Origin of the sequence: Mycobacterium sp. SMC-11, from assembly GCF_046250095.1 — a bacterium.
GTDB classification, from domain to species: domain Bacteria; phylum Actinomycetota; class Actinomycetes; order Mycobacteriales; family Mycobacteriaceae; genus Mycobacterium; species Mycobacterium heraklionense_A.
On sequence record NZ_CP176430.1, the window covers coordinates 3,385,650 to 3,405,501 of the forward strand.

Here is a 19,852-nt window from a genome sequence, read left to right on the forward strand (position 1 = left end):
CACGCTATGGACTTCGGCACACTGCCGCCTGAAATCAACTCCGCCCTGATGTACGCCGGCGCCGGCTCGGCGCCGCTGTGGGCCGCGACCCGCGCCTGGGAGACCCTCGGCGCCGAGATCTACACCACGACCGCCAGTTACGCGACTGTGCTGGCCGACTTGAGCGCGGACTGGCACGGGCCGGCTGCGGCCGCGATGGCAAAGGCTTTCGAACCGCACCTGGAGTGGCTCAACCGGGCCGCCGCCCAGGCTGAGCAGGTGGCAGCCCAAGCGGGTGCTGCGGCCGCTGCTCACGATGCGGCTTTCGCCGCGACGGTTCCGCCGGCGGTGGTCGAGGCCAACCGCGAGACGCTGATGGCGTTGATGGCGACGAATGTCCTGGGACAGAACACGCCGGCGATCGCGGCCACCGAAGCCGCCTACGGCGAGATGTGGGTGCAGGACGCCACCACCATGTACGGCTATGCCGGACAATCGGCGGCCGCATCGCAGTTGACGCCGTTCACGGCGCCGGCCCCCACCGTCAACCCGGCTGGGGTGGCAGCCCAGGAGGCCGCCGTTGCCCTTGCCGCCGGAACAGCGACTGCGACCGACGCCGACACACTGACCGCCCTGACCACGACGCTGCCCGGTCAGCTCGGCAGCCTCGCTGGCCCAGGCGCATCCAACTTGATCGAAGATCTGCTCAATCCAATCACCTGGGACGGATCGACCATCACTTTCAACGGCATGCTCGGCGATCTGATGCGGGGCCTGACCGGATCGCCCACGCTGAGTGCGTCCAGCCCGTTCGACATGTTCATCCGGATGGTGTCGCCCATGCGACTTTTCACCACCGCATTCAAGGACATGGACGGCCTGTCGCATTCGCTGGTCCCAGCAACCAAAGCCGTCGAAAAGGTCGCCGAAGGCGCCGCCAAGGCAGCCGAAGGCGCGGCCAAGAGCCTCGGTGTCGGAGTCGCCGGGGCCGCCGGAACCATCGGCCATGCCTCGCTGGTCGGCCCGCTTTCGGTGCCGCCGACCTGGGCCGCAGCCCTTCCGGCGGCCGCGGTCCACTCCGCCCCGGTCCAACTGGCCAGCTACGCCAGCTCCGCCGGGACCGTCGCCGGCGAGGCCGGCCACAGCGCCCTAGGCGGGATGCCGATGGCGGGCGCCGGTGGTGGCGGCCGCGGCGGGCTCGGCGCCTTTGGCACCCCCCGCTACGGATTCCGGCCGATGATGGTCGGCCGGCCACCGGCTGGCGGCTGACCTGGTAGGCCCCCGGGCCGACTGGTCTGCTGCACTCGCGTATGCCGCGCCACGATCCGTCGTGGCGCGGCATACGCGATACGGGATCTAATCAGGCGCCAGTGAGCTCAGGCGGCCAGGCCGACCTTCTTGTCACGACGCCAGCCCCGCACCGTGGAGATGGCGCTCTTGAGCCCACGGCGACGACCGGTCACCGGGTCGACGCGCGAAAATTCCGACCCCAGCTCGGCGAACATCTTCTCGCTGCGAGTCTCCGGTGCGTCGTCGGCGGTGTCGTGCAGAAAGCGGTCCGGCAGTGACAGTTTGGCGATGGTGCGCCAGGTCTTGGCGTACTGCACCAGGAACGGCCCGGAAGTGTAGGGCAGGTCGTACTTCTCGCACACCGCACGCACCCGCACCGCGATCTCGGGGTAGCGGTTGCTCGGCAGGTCGGGGAACAGGTGATGTTCGATCTGATGCGACAGGCTGCCGCTCATAAACCTCATCGGCTGCCCGGCATCGATGTTGGCGCTGCCCAGCAGCTGCCGCAGATACCACTGTCCCTGCGACTCGCCGACCATGTCGGTCTTGGTGAATTTCTCTGCCCCGTCGGGGAAGTGACCACAGAAGATGATCGCATTGGCCCACAGGTTGCGGATCACATTGGCGATCGCGTTGGCCTTCACCGTCGAGACGAACGTCGCGCCGGGCGACAGCGAGGTCAGGGCCGGAAACGCCACGTAGTCCTTGAACACCTGCCGGCCGGCTTTGTCGCCGAACTCCCGCAGCCGGACCAGGGTCGCCTGGCGGCTGTCGCGACCTTTGAAGATCTTGCCGATCTCCAAGTGCTGCAACGCGACTCCCCACTCGAACCCGATCGCCAGCATGGCGTTGTAGAACAGGTTGAGCAGGTTGAAGCGCTGCCAGCGAGTGTCACGAGTGACCCGGATTACGCCGTAACCCACGTCGTCGTCCATGCCCAGGATGTTGGTGTACTTGTGGTGGGCGAAGTTGTGGGTGAAGCGCCAGTGCTTGGAGACGCCGGCCATGTCCCACTCCCAGCCCGTGGAGTGGATCTCTGGATCGTTCATCCAGTCCCACTGCCCGTGCATGACGTTGTGGCCGATCTCCATGTTCTCGATGATCTTGGCCACGCCCAGGGTGGCGGTGCCGGCCCAACGCGCCCAGCGCCGGTTACCGGCCGCCAGCAGCACCCGGCCGGTCACCTCGAGCGCCCGCTGGGCAGCGATCGTGCGGTGGATGTAGCGGGCGTCGCGCTCACCGCGACTGGCCTCGACGTCCCGGCGGATGGCGTCCAACTCTGCAGCGAGATTCGCCACATCGGCGTCGCTGAGGTGCGCAAACACCTCGACGTCGGTTACCGCCATCAGACCGCCCTTCGGAAACGCATCACCATCTATACCTACGCTATCGTAACCTACGTCCCCGTAGGTTACCAGCGGGTAATCATCAGACGTCTAGTTCGCAATCGCCGGCTGCCGTGCTGACGCAGGTCTGCACCCGGGTTCCCGGCTCGTGATCGGCACCGCTGCGCAGATCGCGAACGTGTCCGCCCACCAACGTCACCACGCACGACTGGCAGATGCCCATCCGGCATCCGAACGGCATCGACACCCCGACGCTCTCGCCGGCCTCGAGCAGCGTCGTCGCCGCATCGGCCGTCACGCTTTTGCCACTGGCCGCGAAGGTGACGGTGCCACCGCCGCCGGCCGGCGCGGTGCGCGCCACCGCGAACCTCTCGACGTGCAGTTGGTCAGCGATCCCGGCAGCAGCCCAGACACGTTCGGCGTCGCCGAGCATCGCCGCCGGCCCGCACGCCCAGGTCTGACGCTCGCGCCAGTCGGACACCTCGGCGTCGAGGCTTTCCGGTCCCCGTAAGTCCAGCCGACCCTGGTCTCGAGTGGTGCGCAACAGCAACCGGTAACCCGGGTGATCACGTGCCAGAGCGGCCAGCTCGTCGGCGAACAGCGTGTCGGCCGCCGTGGGCGCCGAATGTAAGTGGACGACATCGGCGATGGGTCCCCGGCGGGCCAACGACCGCAACATCGCCATGACCGGCGTGATCCCGGATCCGGCGGTGACGAACAACACCGTGGCCGGCGCCGGGTCGGGCAACACGAACTCCCCCTGCGGCGCGGCGAGCCGCACCACGGTTCCCGGGGCCACGCCGTCCACCAGGTGACTGGACAGAAAGCCCTCCGGCATCGCCTTGACCGTGATGGAGACGGTGCGCGCCCCGGTCACCGGCGCGGATGTCAACGAGTAGGAACGCCAGCGCCAACGTCCGTCCACCAGCAGACCGATGCCGATGTACTGACCGGCCCGGTAGTCGAACTGAAAACCCCAACCAGGCTTGATGATCAGCGTCGCCGAATCCGCGGTCTCCCGGCGGACCTCCACCACGCGTCCGCGCAGTTCGCGAGCCGACCACAACGGGTTGGCCAGGCGCAGGTAGTCGTCCGGCAGAAGCGGAGTGGTGATCTGTGTTGCGATGCGGCGCACAGCATTCCAGACCGGGTGACGGTCGGCCCCGGCGGCGGTCGGCCGCTTGGTGTCGCCGATCTGCGCAACGATCGTCGAACGCTTCTTGCTCACGAAAACTTCCCTGCTTGTTACCGGCGGATTGATAAACCTACGGTACCGTAACCTCGCCGGGGCGGCATCAGAGCAGGTCGAGCAGGAACGGCAGCTCCTGGGTGGCGTACCAGGCCAGGTCGTGGTCCTGGGCGTCACCGACGGTCAGCTCGGCGTCCTCGTCTCCGAGGTCGGCGTCATCGATCACCGCCACTGCCGCGAGCACGGCGGGCTCGGCCGCAGCGTTGTCCACGTATGCCGCAACCACGTCACTCATCGCGACCGGCCCCGCCAACCGGACCACGGCGGCGTCCAGGTCGGGGCGAACGGCGGCTCCCTCGACCTCGGCAACGAGCACCGCCCGGCGGGTGGGCAACTTCTCACCGGCCGGATCGGCGTCCGCACCGGCCAGTAGCCGCAGCGAAGCCAGCGCCGCCTCTCCGATTGCCACCTCGGCCAGCTCGTCGTCGTCGCCGTGGGCGTAGGACTCCCGCAGCGCCGGGGTCACCGCGAACGCCGTCCCGCTGACCGGACGCAATGAACCGTCGGCGACCAGTTGGGCCAGCATGGCCAGCGTCGCCGGGATGTAAACCCGCATGAGCCAGACCTTAGCCGTGATCGCAAGCGCGGCGAAGCCGGGCGCTGGGGGCACCTCCCGCTTGCGGGGGACGGGTCACGGCCACCAGGCACAGCCGTGATCGCAAGCGCGGCGAAGCCGGGCGCTGGGGGGCACCTCCCGCTTGCGGGGGACGGGTCACGCGTCGCCCAGCAACGTGGCGGCGTAGTCGTCCACGTAACGGTAGAGACTGCGGTCGGGGCGCTTGTAAAAGCCGGTGACGATGGGCTTCTTCGGCAAGTCCACCCGCTGGTGCTCCACCTCGCGGTAGGGAATCGACGCCAGCAGGTGCGCCATCATGTTCAGCCGGGCGTGTGTCTTGACTTCTGACTCGACCACGTACCAGGGGCTCGACGCGGTATCGGTGCGGGCCATCATCTCGTCGCGGGCCCGCGAGTAATCCTCCCAGCGGTGCAGTGCCTCGAGGTCCATCGGCGACAGCTTCCACTGCCGCAGCGGATCGTTGCGCCGTTTACGGAACCGGCGCAGCTGCTCTTCCTGGGATACCGAGAACCAGTACTTGCGCAACAGGATTCCGTCGTCGATCAGCAGCTGCTCGAAGACCGGCGCCTGCTTGAGGAATTGCTCATGCTCTTCGGGCGTACAAAAGCCCATCACCTTCTCCACCCCGGCCCGGTTGTACCAGGATCGGTCGAAGAGCGTGATCTCACCGCGCGCCGGCAAGTGCGCGATGTAGCGCTGGAAGTACCACTGGCCACGTTCACGTTCGGTGGGCGCCGGCAGTGCCGCGATCCGCACCGTGCGCGGGCTCAGATATTCGGTGATGCGCTTGATGACACCGCCCTTGCCGGCGGCGTCACGGCCCTCGAATATCACCACCACGCGGGTGCCGGTGTCGCGGACCCATTCCTGAAGTTTGACGAATTCGCTTTGCAGACGCAGCAATTCCTTCTCGTACACGTCGTCGGCGAGCCGCTTCTTAGCGGCTTCGAATTCGTCGTCGCTCACTGTGCTGCCTCCAGCAGTTCGGCCAGCGCCTCGTCCAGCAGTGCCGAGACCATTCCTACGTCACTCATCGCCTTGCGGTCGGCATTGACACCGAAGTAGAGCGTGCCGTTGTAAGACGTCACCCCGATCGTCAATGCCTTGTTCGGCAACAACGGGGGCACACTGTAGGTCTCCAGCAGCTTCGCGCCGCAGATGTAGAGCTGCCGCTGAGTGCCCGGCGCATTGGTGATCAGCAGGTTGAACACCCGCCCGGAGAATCCGGCGAACGCGGTCGCGACCCGAACACCCATCGCGTGCAGGGTTGGCGGGGCGAAGCCCGCCACGGTCAAGATGGTGCGGGCATCCACCAGCCCGGTCGAGGTGGGATGCGATTCGGTGGCATAGGCGATTTGGGAAAGCCGGACTACCGGATTCGGTTCGCCGACAGGAAGATCCACCAGGAACGGCGTCACGGCACCGATCGGCTGACCCGCGGAGTCGAATTCGTGGTCGGGATACACCGACAGCGGCGCCAGGGCCCGCACGGTGCGTGTCGATCCGACCGGTTCGCCGCGGGCCAGCAGCCAGTTCCGCAGTGCCCCGGTGATCACGGCGAGCACCACATCATTGATGGCGCAGTCGTAGCGAGCCCGCACCGTTCGGTAATCCTCGAGCGAACCGCTCGCCACCGTGAACAGGCGGTTCTGCGAGACCTGGGTGTTGAGTGGGCTCTGCGGGGCCGCACCGCGCGCGATGGCCCGGACCGCATCGAACGCCTTGCGGCCTGCCCACGTCAACGGGCTGCCGACCGTCGACCCCACTGCCTGCAGTTGGGTGCGCGGAGCCGCCATCCAGTCCCCGACCGCACCGAGGACCAATTCGACGGCGCCGGGCTCGTCGCGCGGCACCCAGATGTCTTCATCGAACGGGGGCGGGCGCTGCGTCCGGTCGACCAGGACGTGCCCCAACGCCGGCGCCGCCATGCCGTGGACCAGCGCTTGATGAGACTTGACGTAGATGGCGATCCGGTTGTCGGCCAGCCCCTCGATCAGATAGGTCGCCCACAGCGGCCGAGACCGATCCAGCGGTTGTTGACCCAACCGTGCGATCAGCTCGTGCAGCTGGCGATCGCTTCCAGGTGACGGTACCGCGAGATGCCTTACGTGGTAGGTGATATCGAACCCATGGTCGTCCACCCAGACCGGGCGGGCCAGGCTCATGGTGACTTCGCGGATCGTCTGCCGGTAGCGCGGGATCTGCGGCAAGCGCTGCTCGATGGTCTCCAACAGTTTGTCGTAGCCCAGCCCGCCCCGCGGGTTCCGCAGAATGAACAGCGACTGCACATACATCGGCGTCGTGGTGTTCTCCAGCCGGTAGAAAGAGGCTTCCGACGCCGATAGCCGGTTCACCATCGTGGCCCGTCCTCCCTGCTGGCTCGATCCGGCCGGGCACCGCACCAGCCCCGGATCGGAGAAAAACACTGCCGCTCACGGTAGCCCGCCACTGGGCGGCGCCGCACGCGGATACGCCGGAGCCGCGATTGTGCGATGATCGCCGCACACGCCCTGCCACTCTCCAGCAGGCCCGCCGCCCGGACCGACCTTGGAGAGCTGCCGTGCCCATCGATCCCACTTCACCCCCGCGCTCGGCCGTCGCGCCGATGCTCGACTACGAACCGCCGGCCCGCCCGGCCATGCCGAGTCGGCCCGCGCACCCACCGGGGTCGGCGCCGTCGGTCCGGCCGCGCCCCGGGCATCCCCCCAGGACGCGACCCGATCGGCCCGCACGCAAGGTGTTACCGGCACCGCTGCGGTCGGCCGCGGTGTTCGCCGACGCCGCGCTGCGCCGGGTCCTGGAAGTGGTGGACGGGCGCCGCCCGTCGACGCATCTGCATCCGCTGCTTGCCACCGGGCTGGCCGACTCGGTGGTGTCGGCTCGCCCGGCGCCACCGGCAGGCCGGGTTGAGCCGGCCACCCTGCAGCGGATACGCGTGCAACCGGCAGGTTCAGCTGAACCGGCCAGCGCGGTGGAGGTTTTCGGCACCTACCGGCGCGGACGACGTACGCATGCACTGGCCTGCCGCGTCGAGTCCATCCCCGGCCCCGCCATCGGCGGAAAAGGCCCGGCTTGGCGGATCGTCGCCCTGCACATCGGCTAGCGCCGGGTCGGCGCTATCGGCCTGAGGGCTTAGCGCCTCAGCTCTTGCGCGGCACCTTCGGCAGCCGGGAACCCCGGCCTTCGCGGCGGGCCGCCTCGCGCCGCTCCCGGCGCGATGTCGCTCCCGCGGGTTGCAGGTCGCGCGAGCGCTGCACCTGCGCGGAGCCGTCCTCGTCGGGGCCCGAATACGTCAGCCCGGCCGCACCGTCGGCGCCGTCAGCACCGTTGGCGCCGTCGATTCCCTTGGCGCGCAACCCGAACTCCGCCAGCCCCTCGGGGGCATCCACCGGTGCCACCGTCTGCTTCGGGACGGCCTCGACGGCGACGTTGAACAGGAAGCCGACCGACTCCTCCTTGAGCCCGTCGAGCATGCCGCGGAACATGTCGAAGCCTTCCCGCTGGTACTCGACCAGTGGGTCACGCTGCGCCATCGCCCGCAGTCCGATGCCCTCCTTGAGGTAGTCCATCTCGTAGAGGTGCTCGCGCCACTTGCGGTCCAGCACGCTCAGCAGCACACCGCGTTCCAGCTCGCGCATAGCGCCGGCCCCGGCGGTCTCATCGACCTGGGCCTCCCGCGCCGCGTAGGAGTTCTCAGCGTCGGCCAGCAGCGCTTCGAGCAGTTCCTCGCGAGTCAGATCATCAGCCTCGCCGACGTCATCGGCGTGCAGCAGTTCGTGATAGTCGATCCCCACCGGGTACAGGGTCTTCAGCGCCGTCCATAGCTGCTCGAGGTCCCAGTCTTCGGCGTAGCCCTCGGCGGTGGCGCCGTCGACGTAGGCGGTGATCACATCGACGAGCATGTCGTGGGCCTGCTCGGCCAGGTTCTCGCCGTCGAGGATGCGGCGGCGCTCGGCGTAGATCACCTTGCGCTGCTGGTTCATCACCTCGTCGTACTTCAGGACGTTCTTGCGGATCTCGAAGTTCTGCTGCTCGACCTGGGTCTGGGCGCTCTTGATCGCCCGGGTGACCATCTTGGCCTCGATCGGCACGTCGTCGGGCAGGTTCAGTCGGGTCAGCAGGGACTCCAGTGCCGCACCGTTGAACCGTCGCATCAGCTCGTCGCCCAGCGACAGGTAGAACCGTGACTCGCCCGGGTCACCTTGGCGGCCGGAACGACCACGCAGCTGGTTGTCGATACGCCGCGACTCGTGCCGCTCGGTGCCCAGCACGTAAAGACCGCCGGCCTCGATCACTTCCTCGGCCTCGGCGGCCGCCTCCGCCTTGATCTCGCGCAGCGCCGCGTCCCAGGCGGCCTCGTACTCGTCCGGGGTCTCGACCGGGTCCAGGCCCTGACCGCGCAGCCGCTGGTCGGCCAGGAAGTCGACGTTGCCGCCGAGCACGATGTCGGTACCGCGGCCGGCCATGTTGGTGGCCACCGTGACGGCGCCGCGCCGGCCCGCCTCGGCGATGATGTGCGCCTCGCGCTCATGCTGCTTGGCGTTGAGGACGTTGTGCGGGACGCGACGCTTGGTCAGCTGCTTGGACAGATACTCCGAGCGCTCCACGCTGGTGGTGCCGATCAGCACCGGCTGGCCCTTTTCGTAACGCTCGGCGACGTCGTCGACGACCGCGAGGAACTTGGCCTCCTCGGTCTTGTAGATGAGGTCGATCTGGTCGATGCGCGCCATCGGCTTGTTCGTCGGGATCGGCACCACGCCCAGCTTGTAGATCTCGTGCAGCTCGGCAGCTTCAGTCTCGGCGGTGCCGGTCATGCCGGCGAGCTTGTCGTAGAGCCGGAAGTAGTTCTGCAGGGTGATGGTGGCCAGGGTCTGGTTCTCGGCCTTGATCTCCACCCGCTCCTTGGCCTCGATGGCCTGGTGCATGCCCTCGTTGTAGCGCCGACCCACCAGCACGCGGCCGGTGAACTCATCGACGATGAAGACCTCGCCGTTGCGGACGATGTAGTCCTTGTCGCGGTTGAACAGCTCCTTGGCCTTCAGCGCGTTGTTGAGGTAGCTGACCAGCGGGGAGTTCGCGGCCTCGTAGAGGTTCTCGATGCCCAGCTGATCCTCGACGAACTCCACCCCGAGCTCGTGCACACCGATGGTGCGCTTGCGCAGGTCCACTTCGTAGTGGACGTCCTTCTCCATCAGCGGCACGATCCGGGCGAACTCGGAGTACCAGTTGGAGCTGCCGTCAGCAGGCCCGGAGATGATCAACGGGGTGCGGGCTTCGTCGATCAGGATGGAGTCGACCTCGTCGACGATGGCGAAGTTGTGCGGGCGCTGCACCAGCTGTTCGAGCGAGTGCGCCATGTTGTCGCGCAGGTAGTCGAAGCCGAACTCATTGTTGGTGCCGTAGGTGACATCGGCGTTGTAGGCCACGCGCCGTTCGTCCGGGGTCATCTGCGACAGGATCACCCCGACCTCCAGGCCGAGGAAGCGGTGCACACGGCCCATCCACTCGCTGTCGCGTTTGGCCAGGTAGTCATTGACCGTGACGACGTGCACGCCCTTGCCGGAGATCGCGTTGAGGTAGGCCGGAAGCACACAGGTCAGGGTCTTGCCCTCACCGGTCTTCATCTCGGCGACGTTGCCGTAGTGCAGCGCCGCGCCACCCATCAACTGCACGTGGAACGGCCGCTGGGTCAACACCCGCCACGCCGCCTCACGGGCTACCGCGAAAGCCTCGGGCAGCAGGTCGTCGAGGGATTCGCCGTCGGCGTGCCGCTGACGGAATTCGTCGGTCTTGGCCCGCAGCTCCGCGTCGGTGAGCGCTTCGACGTCCCCGGAGAGGGTGTCGATGTAGTCCGCGACCTTTCGGAGCCGTTTGACCATGCGGCCTTCACCAAAACGCAGCAACTTGGACAGCACGGCTATGTCCCCTACTCAGTCTTCGGCATTACGAGCGTCACCCATGGTAGGTGACACCGTTGCCAAGGGCGGCAATGCGCCGCCAACGCAGCCCCTGAAGGCAGTGCTCAGACCAGACGAATCAAGCCGTAGTCGTAGGCGTGCCGTCGGTAGACCACCGACGCCTGGTCGGTCTCCTTGTCCTGGAACAGGAAGAAATCGTGGCCGACGAGCTCCATCTCGTAGAGCGCGTCGTCGACCGACATTGGCGTCGCGGTGTGTTCTTTGGTGCGCACGATCTGGCCAGGCTCATGCTCGTGTCCATCACTGTGCGCGATCGCCTCGCGGTGGTCGGGTTCTGCGGTGCCGTCCCGGTTGAATGCGGCGGCGAGGAACTCCGGGTCCAAGTTGGTGACACCGGTGGCCTCCGCTACCGACAGCGGCGTCTTGTCGCCGTAGGACACGTTGCGACGGCCCTTGTCGCGGCGCAGTCGGCTCTCCAGTCGGTCGATCGCGGCCTCGAATGCGGCATAGAAACTGTCGGCGCGCGCCTCCCCACGGACCACCGGTCCGCGACCGTGCGCGGTGATGTCGATCTGCTGGCAGGATTTTCGCTGGCGTCGATTATTGGCGTGCTTGAGCTCGACATCGAACAGGCGAATCGAGCGGTCCAACCGCTCCACGCGGGCCAGCTTCTGCGCGACGTAAACCCGGAAATGGTCTGGAATCTCGACGTTACGGCCCTTGACCACAATCTCGGCGCCCGACTGATCGGGCCGCTCCTCCACGTCGACTGACGCCGCGCTGGTTTCGACAAATTGATTTGCCATGCTCGACACTCTCCTGTCGTCTCGACCACGTTCCTTCAAGGTCCCCCGGCCCTTGATGACGACCGTAGCCATGCCGCCGGATACATGCCACCGGTTTGGCGCACCCATTTGACACCCGTCTCATACCGATGCGATTACGAGCGCGGCAGAAACCGGCACCCGGGCCTGACGCAGCACCCGCGCCGACTCGGCCAGAGTGGCCCCGGTGGTCACGACGTCGTCAACGATCAGGACATCGCCCGCTGCGGAGAGCTGCGCCAGCCCACCCCGGCGCAGCAGGACTCGGCCGGCGATGTTGCGTTCCCGGGCGGCGCTGCCCAGACCGACCGAGTCGCGGGTCAGCGCCCGCATCCGCAGGGCCGGCGCGACCGTCACACCGAGATGGCACGCGGCGACCGCCGCGGCCATGCGCGTGACCGGGTCGCCGCCGCGCCGTCGCGCGGCGCTGCGGCGGGTGGGCGCCGGGATGATGGTCAGCGGCAGGTCCACCATCTGCCAGCACAACAGCCGCTGCAGCGCCGCCCCCAATGCCGATGCCAGCGGAGCGACGAGGTCGCTGCGGCCGCGTTCCTTGACCGCGACAATCGCCTGCCGGCGGGCCCCGGCGTAGCGGCCCAGTGCGAACACCGGGACCTGCGGATCCAGCCGCGGGGCGATCACCCGCGGTGCGTCGGGCCCGACCGCCAGCTGTGCGGCGCAGACGGCGCACCATCGGGTCCCGGGTGTACCGCAGCCACCGCACTGCAGGGGAAGCACCGCGTCAAGCACACACCGATGCTGCCCCCGGGGTGTGACAGTCCCCGGTCAGTCCCCGGCCAGGTCCGCCGACAGGTCGGCCACCGCGACGCCCTCGGGCACCTGGACCTCGGCGATCGGCTCCGGGCGGTCGTCGAACTCCAGCCGCAGCGCACGGCAGATGGTTGCATGCATGTCATACATGCAGGTGATGTAGGTCAGCTCCATGATTTCGCGGTCGGACAGGTGTGCCTGCAGCACCGCAAAGATCTCGTCGGCCACCCGGCCGCCGTCGTAGACCAGGGCATCGGTGTAGGCCAGCACCGCGCGCTCGAGCCCGGAGAAGAGGTCACTGACCTGCCAGGACGGCAACGCGGCGATCTTCTCCTCGGGCATGCCCAGCGACCGCATCTGTTTGCAGTGCTGGGAGAAGACGAACTGGCTGCCGCGGGCATAGCCGGCGCGGGCCTGACCGAGCTCGCGCAGCAGCGGATCCAGCGAGGCGTTGCGGTACAGGGCGAATCCGCGCACGGCGTGGGAGAACACCTGTGGCGCCTGGGCGAACACCGTCCACCAGTCCCCCGGTGTCCCGTGGATGGTGCGGTGGCCGGCGGGAGCTTCAGAGCACTCGGGATCTACGCCCGCGCCGAACAGTCGGTCATAGAAGAACAAGATCTGCTCGTCGGTCACTTCGGCGCGCGGGATCTCGCGGAGTCGGGGCATGGCGGTGTCCTTTCCGGCCCGCACAGCGGACCGCTACTACGGTATGTCGTACCTCGGCGTCAAGGGGCATTTAGTCAACAGAGAAACTAACGCCAGACCCCAAAATCGTGTGGGCACTAACAGTTTCGCGAATTTTCATCCTCGATACTGTTAGCGTCCCGTCCATGAGCACCGATGCGACACAGGTGGGCGCGCCCACCACCGAATCCGGCCGTGCCGAGGCGCTGGTCGGCAAGGGCTGGGCGCAGGGCGTGGCCCTGGTCATGATCTTCGGTTTCCTGGTGATGGGCATCCTGGCCTATCGCACGTACACGGCGTCAATGCCGATGCCGGACAAGGTCGTTACCGAATCCGGCCAACAGCTGTTCACCGGTGCCGACATCACCCGCGGCCAGCAACTCTTTCAGGCCCGCGGCCTCATGCAGTACGGCTCGGTGCTGGGCCACGGCGCCTACCTGGGCCCGGACTACACCGCCGAATATCTGCGGCTGGCCACCGAAGACGTCGCCGATCAGTTCAAGGCGCAGGGCGTGGCGAACCCGCACGACGACGTGGTCGCCGAGTTCCGGACCAACCGCTATAACGCGGACACCAAGACACTGGTGTTCACCGACAAACAGGCCCAGGCGTTCAACGACATCGAGGAGCACTACGCCGGCTACTTCGGCGAAGCCTCCACCAAATACGGCCTGCTGCCGCACATGATCACCGAGCCCGGTGAGATCCGCGATCTGACCTCGTTCTTCGCCTGGACCGCGTGGGCGTCGGCCGCCGATCGGCCCGGCCACAACTACAGCTACACCAACAACTGGCCCTCGGAGCCGCGCGTCGACAACGGGCCCACCGGATCGGTGGTGGTGTGGTCGGTGCTGTCGCTGATCATGCTGTTGGGCGGCATCGGCATCATGTTCACCGTCTACGGTCGCTGGAGCCAGAACATCGGCTGGCACGGCACGGAGATGACCAAGCTGCACTTCCGCCAGCCCGGCGAGGTGCCGCTGACCCGCTCGCAGCGCGCCGCAATCTGGATCTTCGCCGTGGTCGCGGTGCTGTTCTTGGCCCAAGTCCTGCTCGGCGGCGCCGTCGAGCACTACCGAGCGGATCTGTCGGAGTTCTACGGGATCGACCTCGCGAAGGTCCTCCCCTACAACCTGGCTCGAACGTGGCACCTGCAGCTGTCACTGTTCTGGACCGCGGCGGCGTTCTTGGCCGGCGGAATCTTCCTGGTGCCCTTCATCACCCGCCGCGAACCCGGCAAGCAGTCAGTCCTGGTGTACGGATTGCTGGGCGCGCTGGCCGTGGTGGTGTTCGGCTCACTGGCCTTCGAGGCACTGTCGATCTTCGGGGTAATCAAGCCGGGCACCCTGTTGTCCCAGCAGTGGGAGTTCCTGGACCTGCCGCGCCTCTTCCAGGTGCTGCTGATCGTCGGCCTGTTCTTGTGGATCGTCATCATCTGGCGTGGCATGCGCGCGAAGCTGGCCACCACCTCGAAGATGAACCTGCCCTGGATGTTCTTCTTCACCGGGCTGGCCATCCCCACGTTCTACGCGGCCAGCCTGCTGGCCGGCAGCGAGACGCACTTCTCGGTCGCCGACTTCTGGCGGTTCTGGATGGTGCACCTATGGGTGGAGGACTTCCTGGAGCTGTTCACCACCGCGATGGTGGCCTACATCTTCGTCCAGCTCGGGGTGGTCCGTGAGCGCGTCGCACTGCTGGTCATCTTCCTCGACATCATCTTGTACTCCGCCGGCGGCGTGATCGGCACCATGCACCACCTGTACTTCTCCGGCACACCGGTAGAGCACATGGCACTGGGCGCGTTCTTCTCGGCCGCCGAGGTCATCCCGCTGACGTTCCTGACCGTGGAGGCCTGGGCCTTCCTGCAACTGGGCGCCCGTCAGGAAGCCGGTGAGCAGAACAACTTCCCAGCCCGCTGGGCGGTGATGTTCCTGGTTGCCGTGGGGTTCTGGAACTTCCTGGGCGCAGGCATCTTCGGGTTCCTGATCAACCTGCCGGTGGTGTCCTACTACGAGATCGGCACCGCACTGACCGCCAACCACGCACACGCCGCGATGTTCGGGGTCTACGGCATGCTCGCGGTCGCCCTGGCGATGTTCGCCTTCCGCTACGTCATCCCGGCGGACAAGTGGCCGAACAAGTTGGCCCGGATCTCGTTCTGGGGCATGAACATCGGCCTGGCATGGATGGTGTTCGTCACCCTGTTGCCGCTGGGCGTGCTGCAGTTGTTCCACTCGGTGAACGCGGGCTACTTCGAAGCGCGTTCGCTGGGTTACATCACCCAGCCCGGCAATGCGCTGCTGGAATGGATGCGCCTGCCCGGTGACGCGATCCTGATCGGCGCCGGTGTGGTGCCGTTCGTCTGGATCGCCTGGATTGCGCTGCGCAACTTCCGCTCCGGTGAGACGGTCGACGAATTGCCGGAGAACCCGCTCTACGTCGAGGTCCAGGCAGACTCCGCAGCCGCAGGCAAGGACTGAGCATGACCGGGCCGGCGACATGGGTATGGCTGGTTGCCGGCTACGCGCTGCTGTTGCTGGCTTTCGCCTGGGGCTTCGACCGGATGGCGCAGCGGACCTCCGAACGCGCCGCACAGTGGCGCACCGGCAAGTTCGTCTACCACGACGACCATGACGCGTGGAAGTGCCCGCAGGATCAGTGGCTCTGGCCCACCTCGTTCGACCCGGACAATCGCGTGATGCGGTACCGGGCGACGCCGTCGGTCTGCAACTCCTGCCCGGTCAAGCGGACCTGCACCACGTCGCCCCACGGCCGGGAGATCAGCCGGGCGGTTGACCCGTGGCCGCACTCGGAAACCGGCCGGTTTCACCGAGGCATCGCTTGCGCGGTAGCGGGTTTCGGGATCATCCTGCCGGCGGCGACGTTGTTCGTAAACCACTCGGCCGCCGACGTGTTGGTGTTGACCGCGGCTATCGCCGTAGTGGCGGCCGGCGGCTATCCCCTGCTGCGGCACCTGTGGAACACCCCTAGTAACGCCCCCGATGACCGGCCGCACCGATCTGTCGCCGAAGATCAGGCATTGAAGGTCGAGGCCGCGATCGACCGGTACTCCACCCGGTGGGGCAGCTTTTCCGACGACGCGTCGAGCAGGAGGCAGCAGCTCAAGTGAGTGAGGGTTTGATAACCGTGCTGGCGCTGGCCATCGTGGCACTTGCCGTGCTGGCATATTTTGCGCTGAATGTGGTGCGCGAGTACGAACGCGGTGTGGTGTTCCGGATGGGCCATGCCCGCCCGCTCTACCAGCCAGGACTGAAGTTCCTGTTCCCCTTGGTGGACAAAATGATTCGGGTCGATCAACGGGTGGTCACCCTGACTATTCCCCCGCAGGAGGTGATCACGCGCGACAATGTTCCGGCCCGGGTCAACGCCGTGGTGATGTTCCAGGTCACCGACCCGCTCAAGGCGATCATGGAGGTGGAGAACTACGCCGTGGCCACCTCGCAGATCGCCCAGACCACGCTGCGCTCCCTGTTGGGGCGAGCGGATCTGGACACGCTGCTGGCGCACCGCGACGATCTCAACGCCGACCTGCGCACGATCATCGACAAGCAGACCGAGCCGTGGGGCGTCCAGGTGCGGGTGGTCGAGATCAAGGACGTGGAGATCCCCGAGTCGATGCAACGGGCGATGGCCCGCGAGGCCGAGGCCGAGCGCGAGCGCCGGGCGAAGGTGATCAACGCGCGGGGCGAGCTACAGGCCTCCGAGGAACTCAGCCAGGCCGCCGAGCGGCTTTCGCAGAACCCGGCCTCGCTGCAACTGCGTTACCTGCAAACCCTTTTGGAGCTCGGGGCCGACCAGAATTCCACCGTGGTGTTCCCGCTGCCGGTGGACATCATCACCCCGTTCTTGGGCGGCGCGGCCGAGGCGCTGCGCGCCGCCAAGCGGAACACCTGACCGACGCCGCCGACTACCGCGCGACCATCCCGCCGTCGGCGTGGATGGTCTGGCCGGTGATGTAACTGCCCGCGTCGGAGACGAGAAGCAGTATCGGACCGACCATTTCGTCGGGTTCGGCAATGCGCTGCTGCAGCGTGGCAGCCTGCAGTGCTGCGATGAACTCCGGCGGGTTGTTACGCACCATGTCTGTGTTGACCGGTCCGGGGGCGATCGCGTTGACCCGGATCCGCGATGACGCCAACTCTGCAGCCATGGACCGGGTGAAGGAAACCAGTGCGGCCTTGGCGGCCGAGTACATCGACGTCGCCGGCGAATAGACGAAGGCGCCGGCCGACACCACGTTGACGATCGCGGCGTGCTCGCTCTTGCGAAGGTGCGGTAGCGCCGCCTGAACCAGGAAGACCGGCCCCTGCAGATTGACCGCGAACGACTTGTTCAACGCCTCCGGGGTGATCTCGCCCAACGGCAGCGCCAGCGCGTTGGCGGCGTTGTTGATGACGATGTCGACTCCGCCGAACCGCTCGACTGTGGCATCGACCAGCGCCTCGATCGCCGCGCCGTCACCGAGATGGGTCGGCACCCCGATGGCCTGCGCGCCGGCCTGGCGCAGCTGCTCGGCGGCCTGCTCGCACGCGTCGGGCTTGCGGCTGGCCACCACCACGTTGGCGCCGGCCGCGGCCAGCCCGTGCGCGACCGACAGTCCGATGCCGCGCGTGCCGCCGGTCACGATGGCGGTGCGTCCGGTCAGGTCGAACAACGCGTTGAGGGCAGAGGCGTCCACTGGGATCTCCTACGTCCGGGCCGAGTGGCATGAAGCGTAATTCAGGCCCGATGAGCGACCCGTGCCCGGATCGGGGCTTTGGGCCCTGGGAATCCGCGGACGGCGCCGCTACCGTGGGCAGTGCCTGCGTGCGCGCCGCGACGACGGCTTCGGGTGAGAGGACGCGATGTGGTCAGGGTCTTTCTGGTAGACGATCACGAGGTGGTGCGGCGTGGCCTGATCGATCTACTGGGCGCCGATCCCGAACTGGAGGTGGTCGGTGAGGCCGGTTCGGTGGCCGAAGCCATGGCCCGCATTCCGGTGCTGTCTCCGGACGTCGCCGTGCTCGATGTCCGGCTGCCGGACGGCAACGGCATCGAACTCTGCCGCGACCTGCTGTCGCGAATGCCCGAACTACGCTGCCTGATCCTGACCTCCTTCACCTCCGACGAGGCGATGCTCGACGCCATCCTGGCCGGCGCCAGCGGCTACATCGTCAAGGACATCAAAGGCATGGAGCTGGCCAACGCGGTCAAGGAAGTCGGCGCCGGGCGCTCGCTGCTCGACAACCGTGCCGCGGCAGCCCTGATGGCCAAACTGCGCGGCGCCGCCGCCAAACCCGATCCGCTGTCGGGTCTGTCCGAACAGGAACGGACACTGCTGAGTCTGCTTGCCGAAGGACTGACCAACAAGCAGATCGCCGACCGGATGTTCCTGGCGGAGAAGACCGTCAAGAACTACGTGTCACGGCTTTTGGCCAAACTGGGCATGGAGCGTCGTACCCAAGCGGCGGTCTTCGCCACCAAACTCGAGCGCGCACGGAATGACTGACGACGCATCCGAGGAAGGCCCGAACCCGCTGCGCGACAAACTTTCTCATTTGCAGTTGCGCGAACTGCTGGTCGGTGTGCAAGACCGGGTCCAGCAGATCGTGGAGGGCCGCGACCGCCTCGACGGGCTGCTGGCAGCGATGCTGGCCGTCACCTCGGGCTTGGAACTCGACGAAACCCTGCGCACCATCGTGCAGACCGCCACCAATCTGGTCGAGGCCCAATACGGTGCGCTGGAAGTACACGACCGCCACCGCCGAATGCAGCAGTTCGTCTACGAAGGCATCGACGACGAGACGTTCGTCAAGATCGGCCGGCTGCCCCAGCAGGTGGGGGTGGTCGGTCTGCTGATCGACGAACCCCAAACCCTGCGACTGGACGACCTCTCCAAACATCCTGCCGCCATAGGTTTTCCGCCCCACCATCCAGTGATGCGGACGTTCCTCGGCGTGCCGGTGGGCGTGCGCGGCGAGGTCGTGGGCAATCTGTACCTCGCCGAGAAGGCCAACGGGCAGCCATTCAGCGAAGACGACGAGGTGCTGGTTCAGGCGCTGGCCGCCGCCGCCGGGATCGCGATCGCCAACGCCCGGTTGTACGCCCAGGCCAAGGCGCGGCAGTCCTGGATCGAATCCACCCACTACATCGCGACCGAACTGCTGTCGGGAACCGACCCCTCCACGGTGTTCCGGCTGATCGCCGAGGAGGCCAGCAAGCTCACCGGTGCCGAGTCGGCGCTGGTGGCCATCCCGCTGGACGAGGACGCCGCCGAAGCGGATATCAGCGAGCTCCTGGTGGTCGAAACCATCGGGCCGACAATGGCTTGCCTGTCCGGGGAAACCCTCCCGGTGACCGGCTCCCCCGTCGGCGAGGCCTTCTCGAAGCGGGAGCCGCACCGAGTCGACCAGCTGACGTTGAGCGGTGTGCGTGCGGCCGGGCCCGCCCTGATACTTCCGCTGCGTGCCGCCGACGCGGTGGCCGGCGTAGTCGTGGTGATGCGGCACAGCACCACGCCCCCGTTCAACACCGAGCAACTCGACATGATGGCTGCGTTCGCCGACCAGGCTGCGCTGGCCTGGCAGCTGGCCACCACCCAGCGCCGCATGCACGAACTCGACGTGGTCACCGACCGGGACAGGATCGCCCGCGACCTGCACGACCATGTGATCCAACGACTCTTCGCCGTGGGACTGTCCCTGCAGGGCACCATTCCACGCAGCCGGGACGCCGCGGTGCAGCACCGGCTCTCCGACGCGGTCGACGACCTGCAGGGAATCATCGGCGAGATCCGCACCACGATCTTCGACCTGCACGGCGTCGCCTCCGCGGCAACACCGTTGCGGCAGCGACTGGACAACGCGGTGGCCCAGTTCTCCGGATCGGGACTGCACACCACCGTGCAGTTCGTCGGCCCGCTGTCGGTGGTGGAGCCGGGTCTGGCCGATCACGCCGAGGCGGTGGTCGCCGAGGCGGTCAGCAATACGGTCCGGCATTCGGGCGCCACCGCGGTGACCGTGCAGATCAAGGTCGAAGACGACCTGAGCATCGAGGTCACCGACAACGGCCGCGGGCTGCCCGAGGTGGTCAACCGCAGCGGCCTGGCCAACCTGCGGCAGCGCGCGGAGCAGGCCGGCGGAACCTTCAGCGTCACATCGGCCCCCGGTGGCGGGACGGTGCTGCGCTGGTCCGCTCCCCTGGTGTCGTAA

At 67.1% G+C, this 19,852-nt stretch carries 17 protein-coding genes; 7 read left to right on the forward strand and 10 right to left on the reverse strand.

The features are described 5' to 3' along the window. Positions 1-6: 6 nt before the first annotated feature. Positions 7-1,248 (forward strand): PPE family protein, encoded by a 1,242-nt coding sequence (locus tag ACKY0X_RS16065; protein ID WP_409426839.1) that lies wholly within the window; start codon positions 7-9, stop codon positions 1,246-1,248. A gap of 107 nt (positions 1,249-1,355) precedes the next feature. Here the strand turns inward: ACKY0X_RS16065 and ACKY0X_RS16070 are convergent, their stop codons facing one another. The 5 genes from ACKY0X_RS16070 to ACKY0X_RS16090 all read right to left on the reverse strand — a co-directional run bounded on the left by ACKY0X_RS16070 (position 1,356) and on the right by ACKY0X_RS16090 (position 6,798). Then, a complete protein-coding gene (locus ACKY0X_RS16070; RefSeq protein ID WP_409426840.1) occupies positions 1,356-2,615 on the reverse strand; it encodes a fatty acid desaturase family protein in 1,260 nt (419 codons plus the stop codon). A gap of 82 nt (positions 2,616-2,697) precedes the next feature. After that, entirely contained in the window at positions 2,698-3,843 is a 1,146-nt protein-coding gene (locus tag ACKY0X_RS16075; RefSeq protein WP_409426841.1) for a ferredoxin reductase, read from the reverse strand. 67 nt (positions 3,844-3,910) lie between these two features. Next, on the reverse strand, positions 3,911-4,420 hold the full coding sequence (locus ACKY0X_RS16080) for a DUF6912 family protein (protein ID WP_409426842.1): 510 nt from the start codon (positions 4,418-4,420) through the stop codon (positions 3,911-3,913). A 156-nt stretch (positions 4,421-4,576) separates the two neighbouring features. After that, on the reverse strand, positions 4,577-5,407 hold the full coding sequence (ppk2, locus tag ACKY0X_RS16085; protein ID WP_409426843.1) for a polyphosphate kinase 2: 831 nt from the start codon (positions 5,405-5,407) through the stop codon (positions 4,577-4,579). Next, complete coding sequence (locus ACKY0X_RS16090; RefSeq protein ID WP_409429661.1) at positions 5,404-6,798, reverse strand: WS/DGAT/MGAT family O-acyltransferase; 1,395 nt, start codon at positions 6,796-6,798, stop codon at positions 5,404-5,406. Before ACKY0X_RS16090 ends, ppk2 begins: the two co-directional genes overlap by 4 nt. Positions 6,799-7,001: 203 nt before the next feature. Here ACKY0X_RS16090 and ACKY0X_RS16095 point away from each other — a divergent pair, with 203 nt between their 5' ends. Next, positions 7,002-7,544 carry an Rv3235 family protein gene (locus tag ACKY0X_RS16095; protein WP_409426844.1) on the forward strand — a complete coding sequence of 181 codons (543 nt, stop codon included), beginning with the start codon at positions 7,002-7,004 and terminating at the stop codon, positions 7,542-7,544. Positions 7,545-7,581: 37 nt separating this feature from the next. Here ACKY0X_RS16095 and secA read toward each other — a convergent pair whose 3' ends face one another. The 4 genes from secA to ACKY0X_RS16115 form a co-directional block, all read right to left on the reverse strand. Continuing rightward, entirely contained in the window at positions 7,582-10,356 is a 2,775-nt protein-coding gene (secA, locus tag ACKY0X_RS16100) for a preprotein translocase subunit SecA (protein ID WP_409426845.1), read from the reverse strand. A gap of 107 nt (positions 10,357-10,463) precedes the next feature. Further along, positions 10,464-11,165 carry a ribosome hibernation-promoting factor, HPF/YfiA family gene (gene hpf / locus ACKY0X_RS16105; RefSeq protein WP_409426846.1) on the reverse strand — a complete coding sequence of 234 codons (702 nt, stop codon included), beginning with the start codon at positions 11,163-11,165 and terminating at the stop codon, positions 10,464-10,466. 120 nt (positions 11,166-11,285) lie between these two features. Then, positions 11,286-11,933, reverse strand: a complete 648-nt coding sequence (locus ACKY0X_RS16110) for a ComF family protein (RefSeq protein ID WP_409426847.1) — start codon at positions 11,931-11,933, stop codon at positions 11,286-11,288. Between the two features lie 36 nt (positions 11,934-11,969). Next, entirely contained in the window at positions 11,970-12,623 is a 654-nt protein-coding gene (locus ACKY0X_RS16115; protein WP_409426848.1) for a carboxymuconolactone decarboxylase family protein, read from the reverse strand. A gap of 164 nt (positions 12,624-12,787) precedes the next feature. Here ACKY0X_RS16115 and ACKY0X_RS16120 point away from each other — a divergent pair, with 164 nt between their 5' ends. From ACKY0X_RS16120 to ACKY0X_RS16130, 3 genes are read left to right on the forward strand one after another with little or no spacing between them, the layout of a single operon-like run. Continuing rightward, on the forward strand, positions 12,788-15,121 hold the full coding sequence (locus tag ACKY0X_RS16120) for a nitric-oxide reductase large subunit (RefSeq protein WP_409426849.1): 2,334 nt from the start codon (positions 12,788-12,790) through the stop codon (positions 15,119-15,121). A gap of 2 nt (positions 15,122-15,123) precedes the next feature. Continuing rightward, a complete protein-coding gene (locus tag ACKY0X_RS16125; RefSeq protein WP_409426850.1) occupies positions 15,124-15,771 on the forward strand; it encodes a hypothetical protein in 648 nt (215 codons plus the stop codon). A gap of 8 nt (positions 15,772-15,779) precedes the next feature. Next, entirely contained in the window at positions 15,780-16,556 is a 777-nt protein-coding gene (locus ACKY0X_RS16130; protein WP_396872779.1) for a slipin family protein, read from the forward strand. A 13-nt stretch (positions 16,557-16,569) separates the two neighbouring features. On the opposite strand, the gene ACKY0X_RS16135 is transcribed toward ACKY0X_RS16130, so the two are convergent. Beyond that, positions 16,570-17,340 (reverse strand): SDR family NAD(P)-dependent oxidoreductase, encoded by a 771-nt coding sequence (locus ACKY0X_RS16135; protein ID WP_409426851.1) that lies wholly within the window; start codon positions 17,338-17,340, stop codon positions 16,570-16,572. A 168-nt stretch (positions 17,341-17,508) separates the two neighbouring features. Between ACKY0X_RS16135 and dosR the strand changes: the two genes are divergently transcribed. Both dosR and ACKY0X_RS16145 read left to right on the forward strand, forming a co-directional pair. Continuing rightward, complete coding sequence (gene dosR / locus ACKY0X_RS16140) at positions 17,509-18,150, forward strand: hypoxia response regulator transcription factor DosR/DevR (protein WP_409426852.1); 642 nt, start codon at positions 17,509-17,511, stop codon at positions 18,148-18,150. Then, entirely contained in the window at positions 18,143-19,852 is a 1,710-nt protein-coding gene (locus ACKY0X_RS16145) for a GAF domain-containing sensor histidine kinase (protein ID WP_409426853.1), read from the forward strand. Before dosR ends, ACKY0X_RS16145 begins: the two co-directional genes overlap by 8 nt.

Bases quoted from the DNA above. Each gene is read 5' to 3' on its own strand.
- ACKY0X_RS16065 (WP_409426839.1), top strand. From the start codon at position 7: ATGGACTTCGGCACACTGCCGCCTGAAATCAACTCCGCCCTGATGTAC.
- ACKY0X_RS16070 (WP_409426840.1), bottom strand. From the start codon at position 2,615: ATGGCGGTAACCGACGTCGAGGTGTTTGCGCACCTCAGCGACGCCGAT.
- ACKY0X_RS16080 (WP_409426842.1), bottom strand. From the start codon at position 4,420: ATGCGGGTTTACATCCCGGCGACGCTGGCCATGCTGGCCCAACTGGTC.
- ACKY0X_RS16090 (WP_409429661.1), bottom strand. From the start codon at position 6,798: ATGGTGAACCGGCTATCGGCGTCGGAAGCCTCTTTCTACCGGCTGGAG.
- hpf (WP_409426846.1), bottom strand. From the start codon at position 11,165: ATGGCAAATCAATTTGTCGAAACCAGCGCGGCGTCAGTCGACGTGGAG.
- ACKY0X_RS16115 (WP_409426848.1), bottom strand. From the start codon at position 12,623: ATGCCCCGACTCCGCGAGATCCCGCGCGCCGAAGTGACCGACGAGCAG.
- ACKY0X_RS16120 (WP_409426849.1), top strand. From the start codon at position 12,788: ATGAGCACCGATGCGACACAGGTGGGCGCGCCCACCACCGAATCCGGC.
- ACKY0X_RS16125 (WP_409426850.1), top strand. From the start codon at position 15,124: ATGACCGGGCCGGCGACATGGGTATGGCTGGTTGCCGGCTACGCGCTG.
- ACKY0X_RS16145 (WP_409426853.1), top strand. From the start codon at position 18,143: ATGACTGACGACGCATCCGAGGAAGGCCCGAACCCGCTGCGCGACAAA.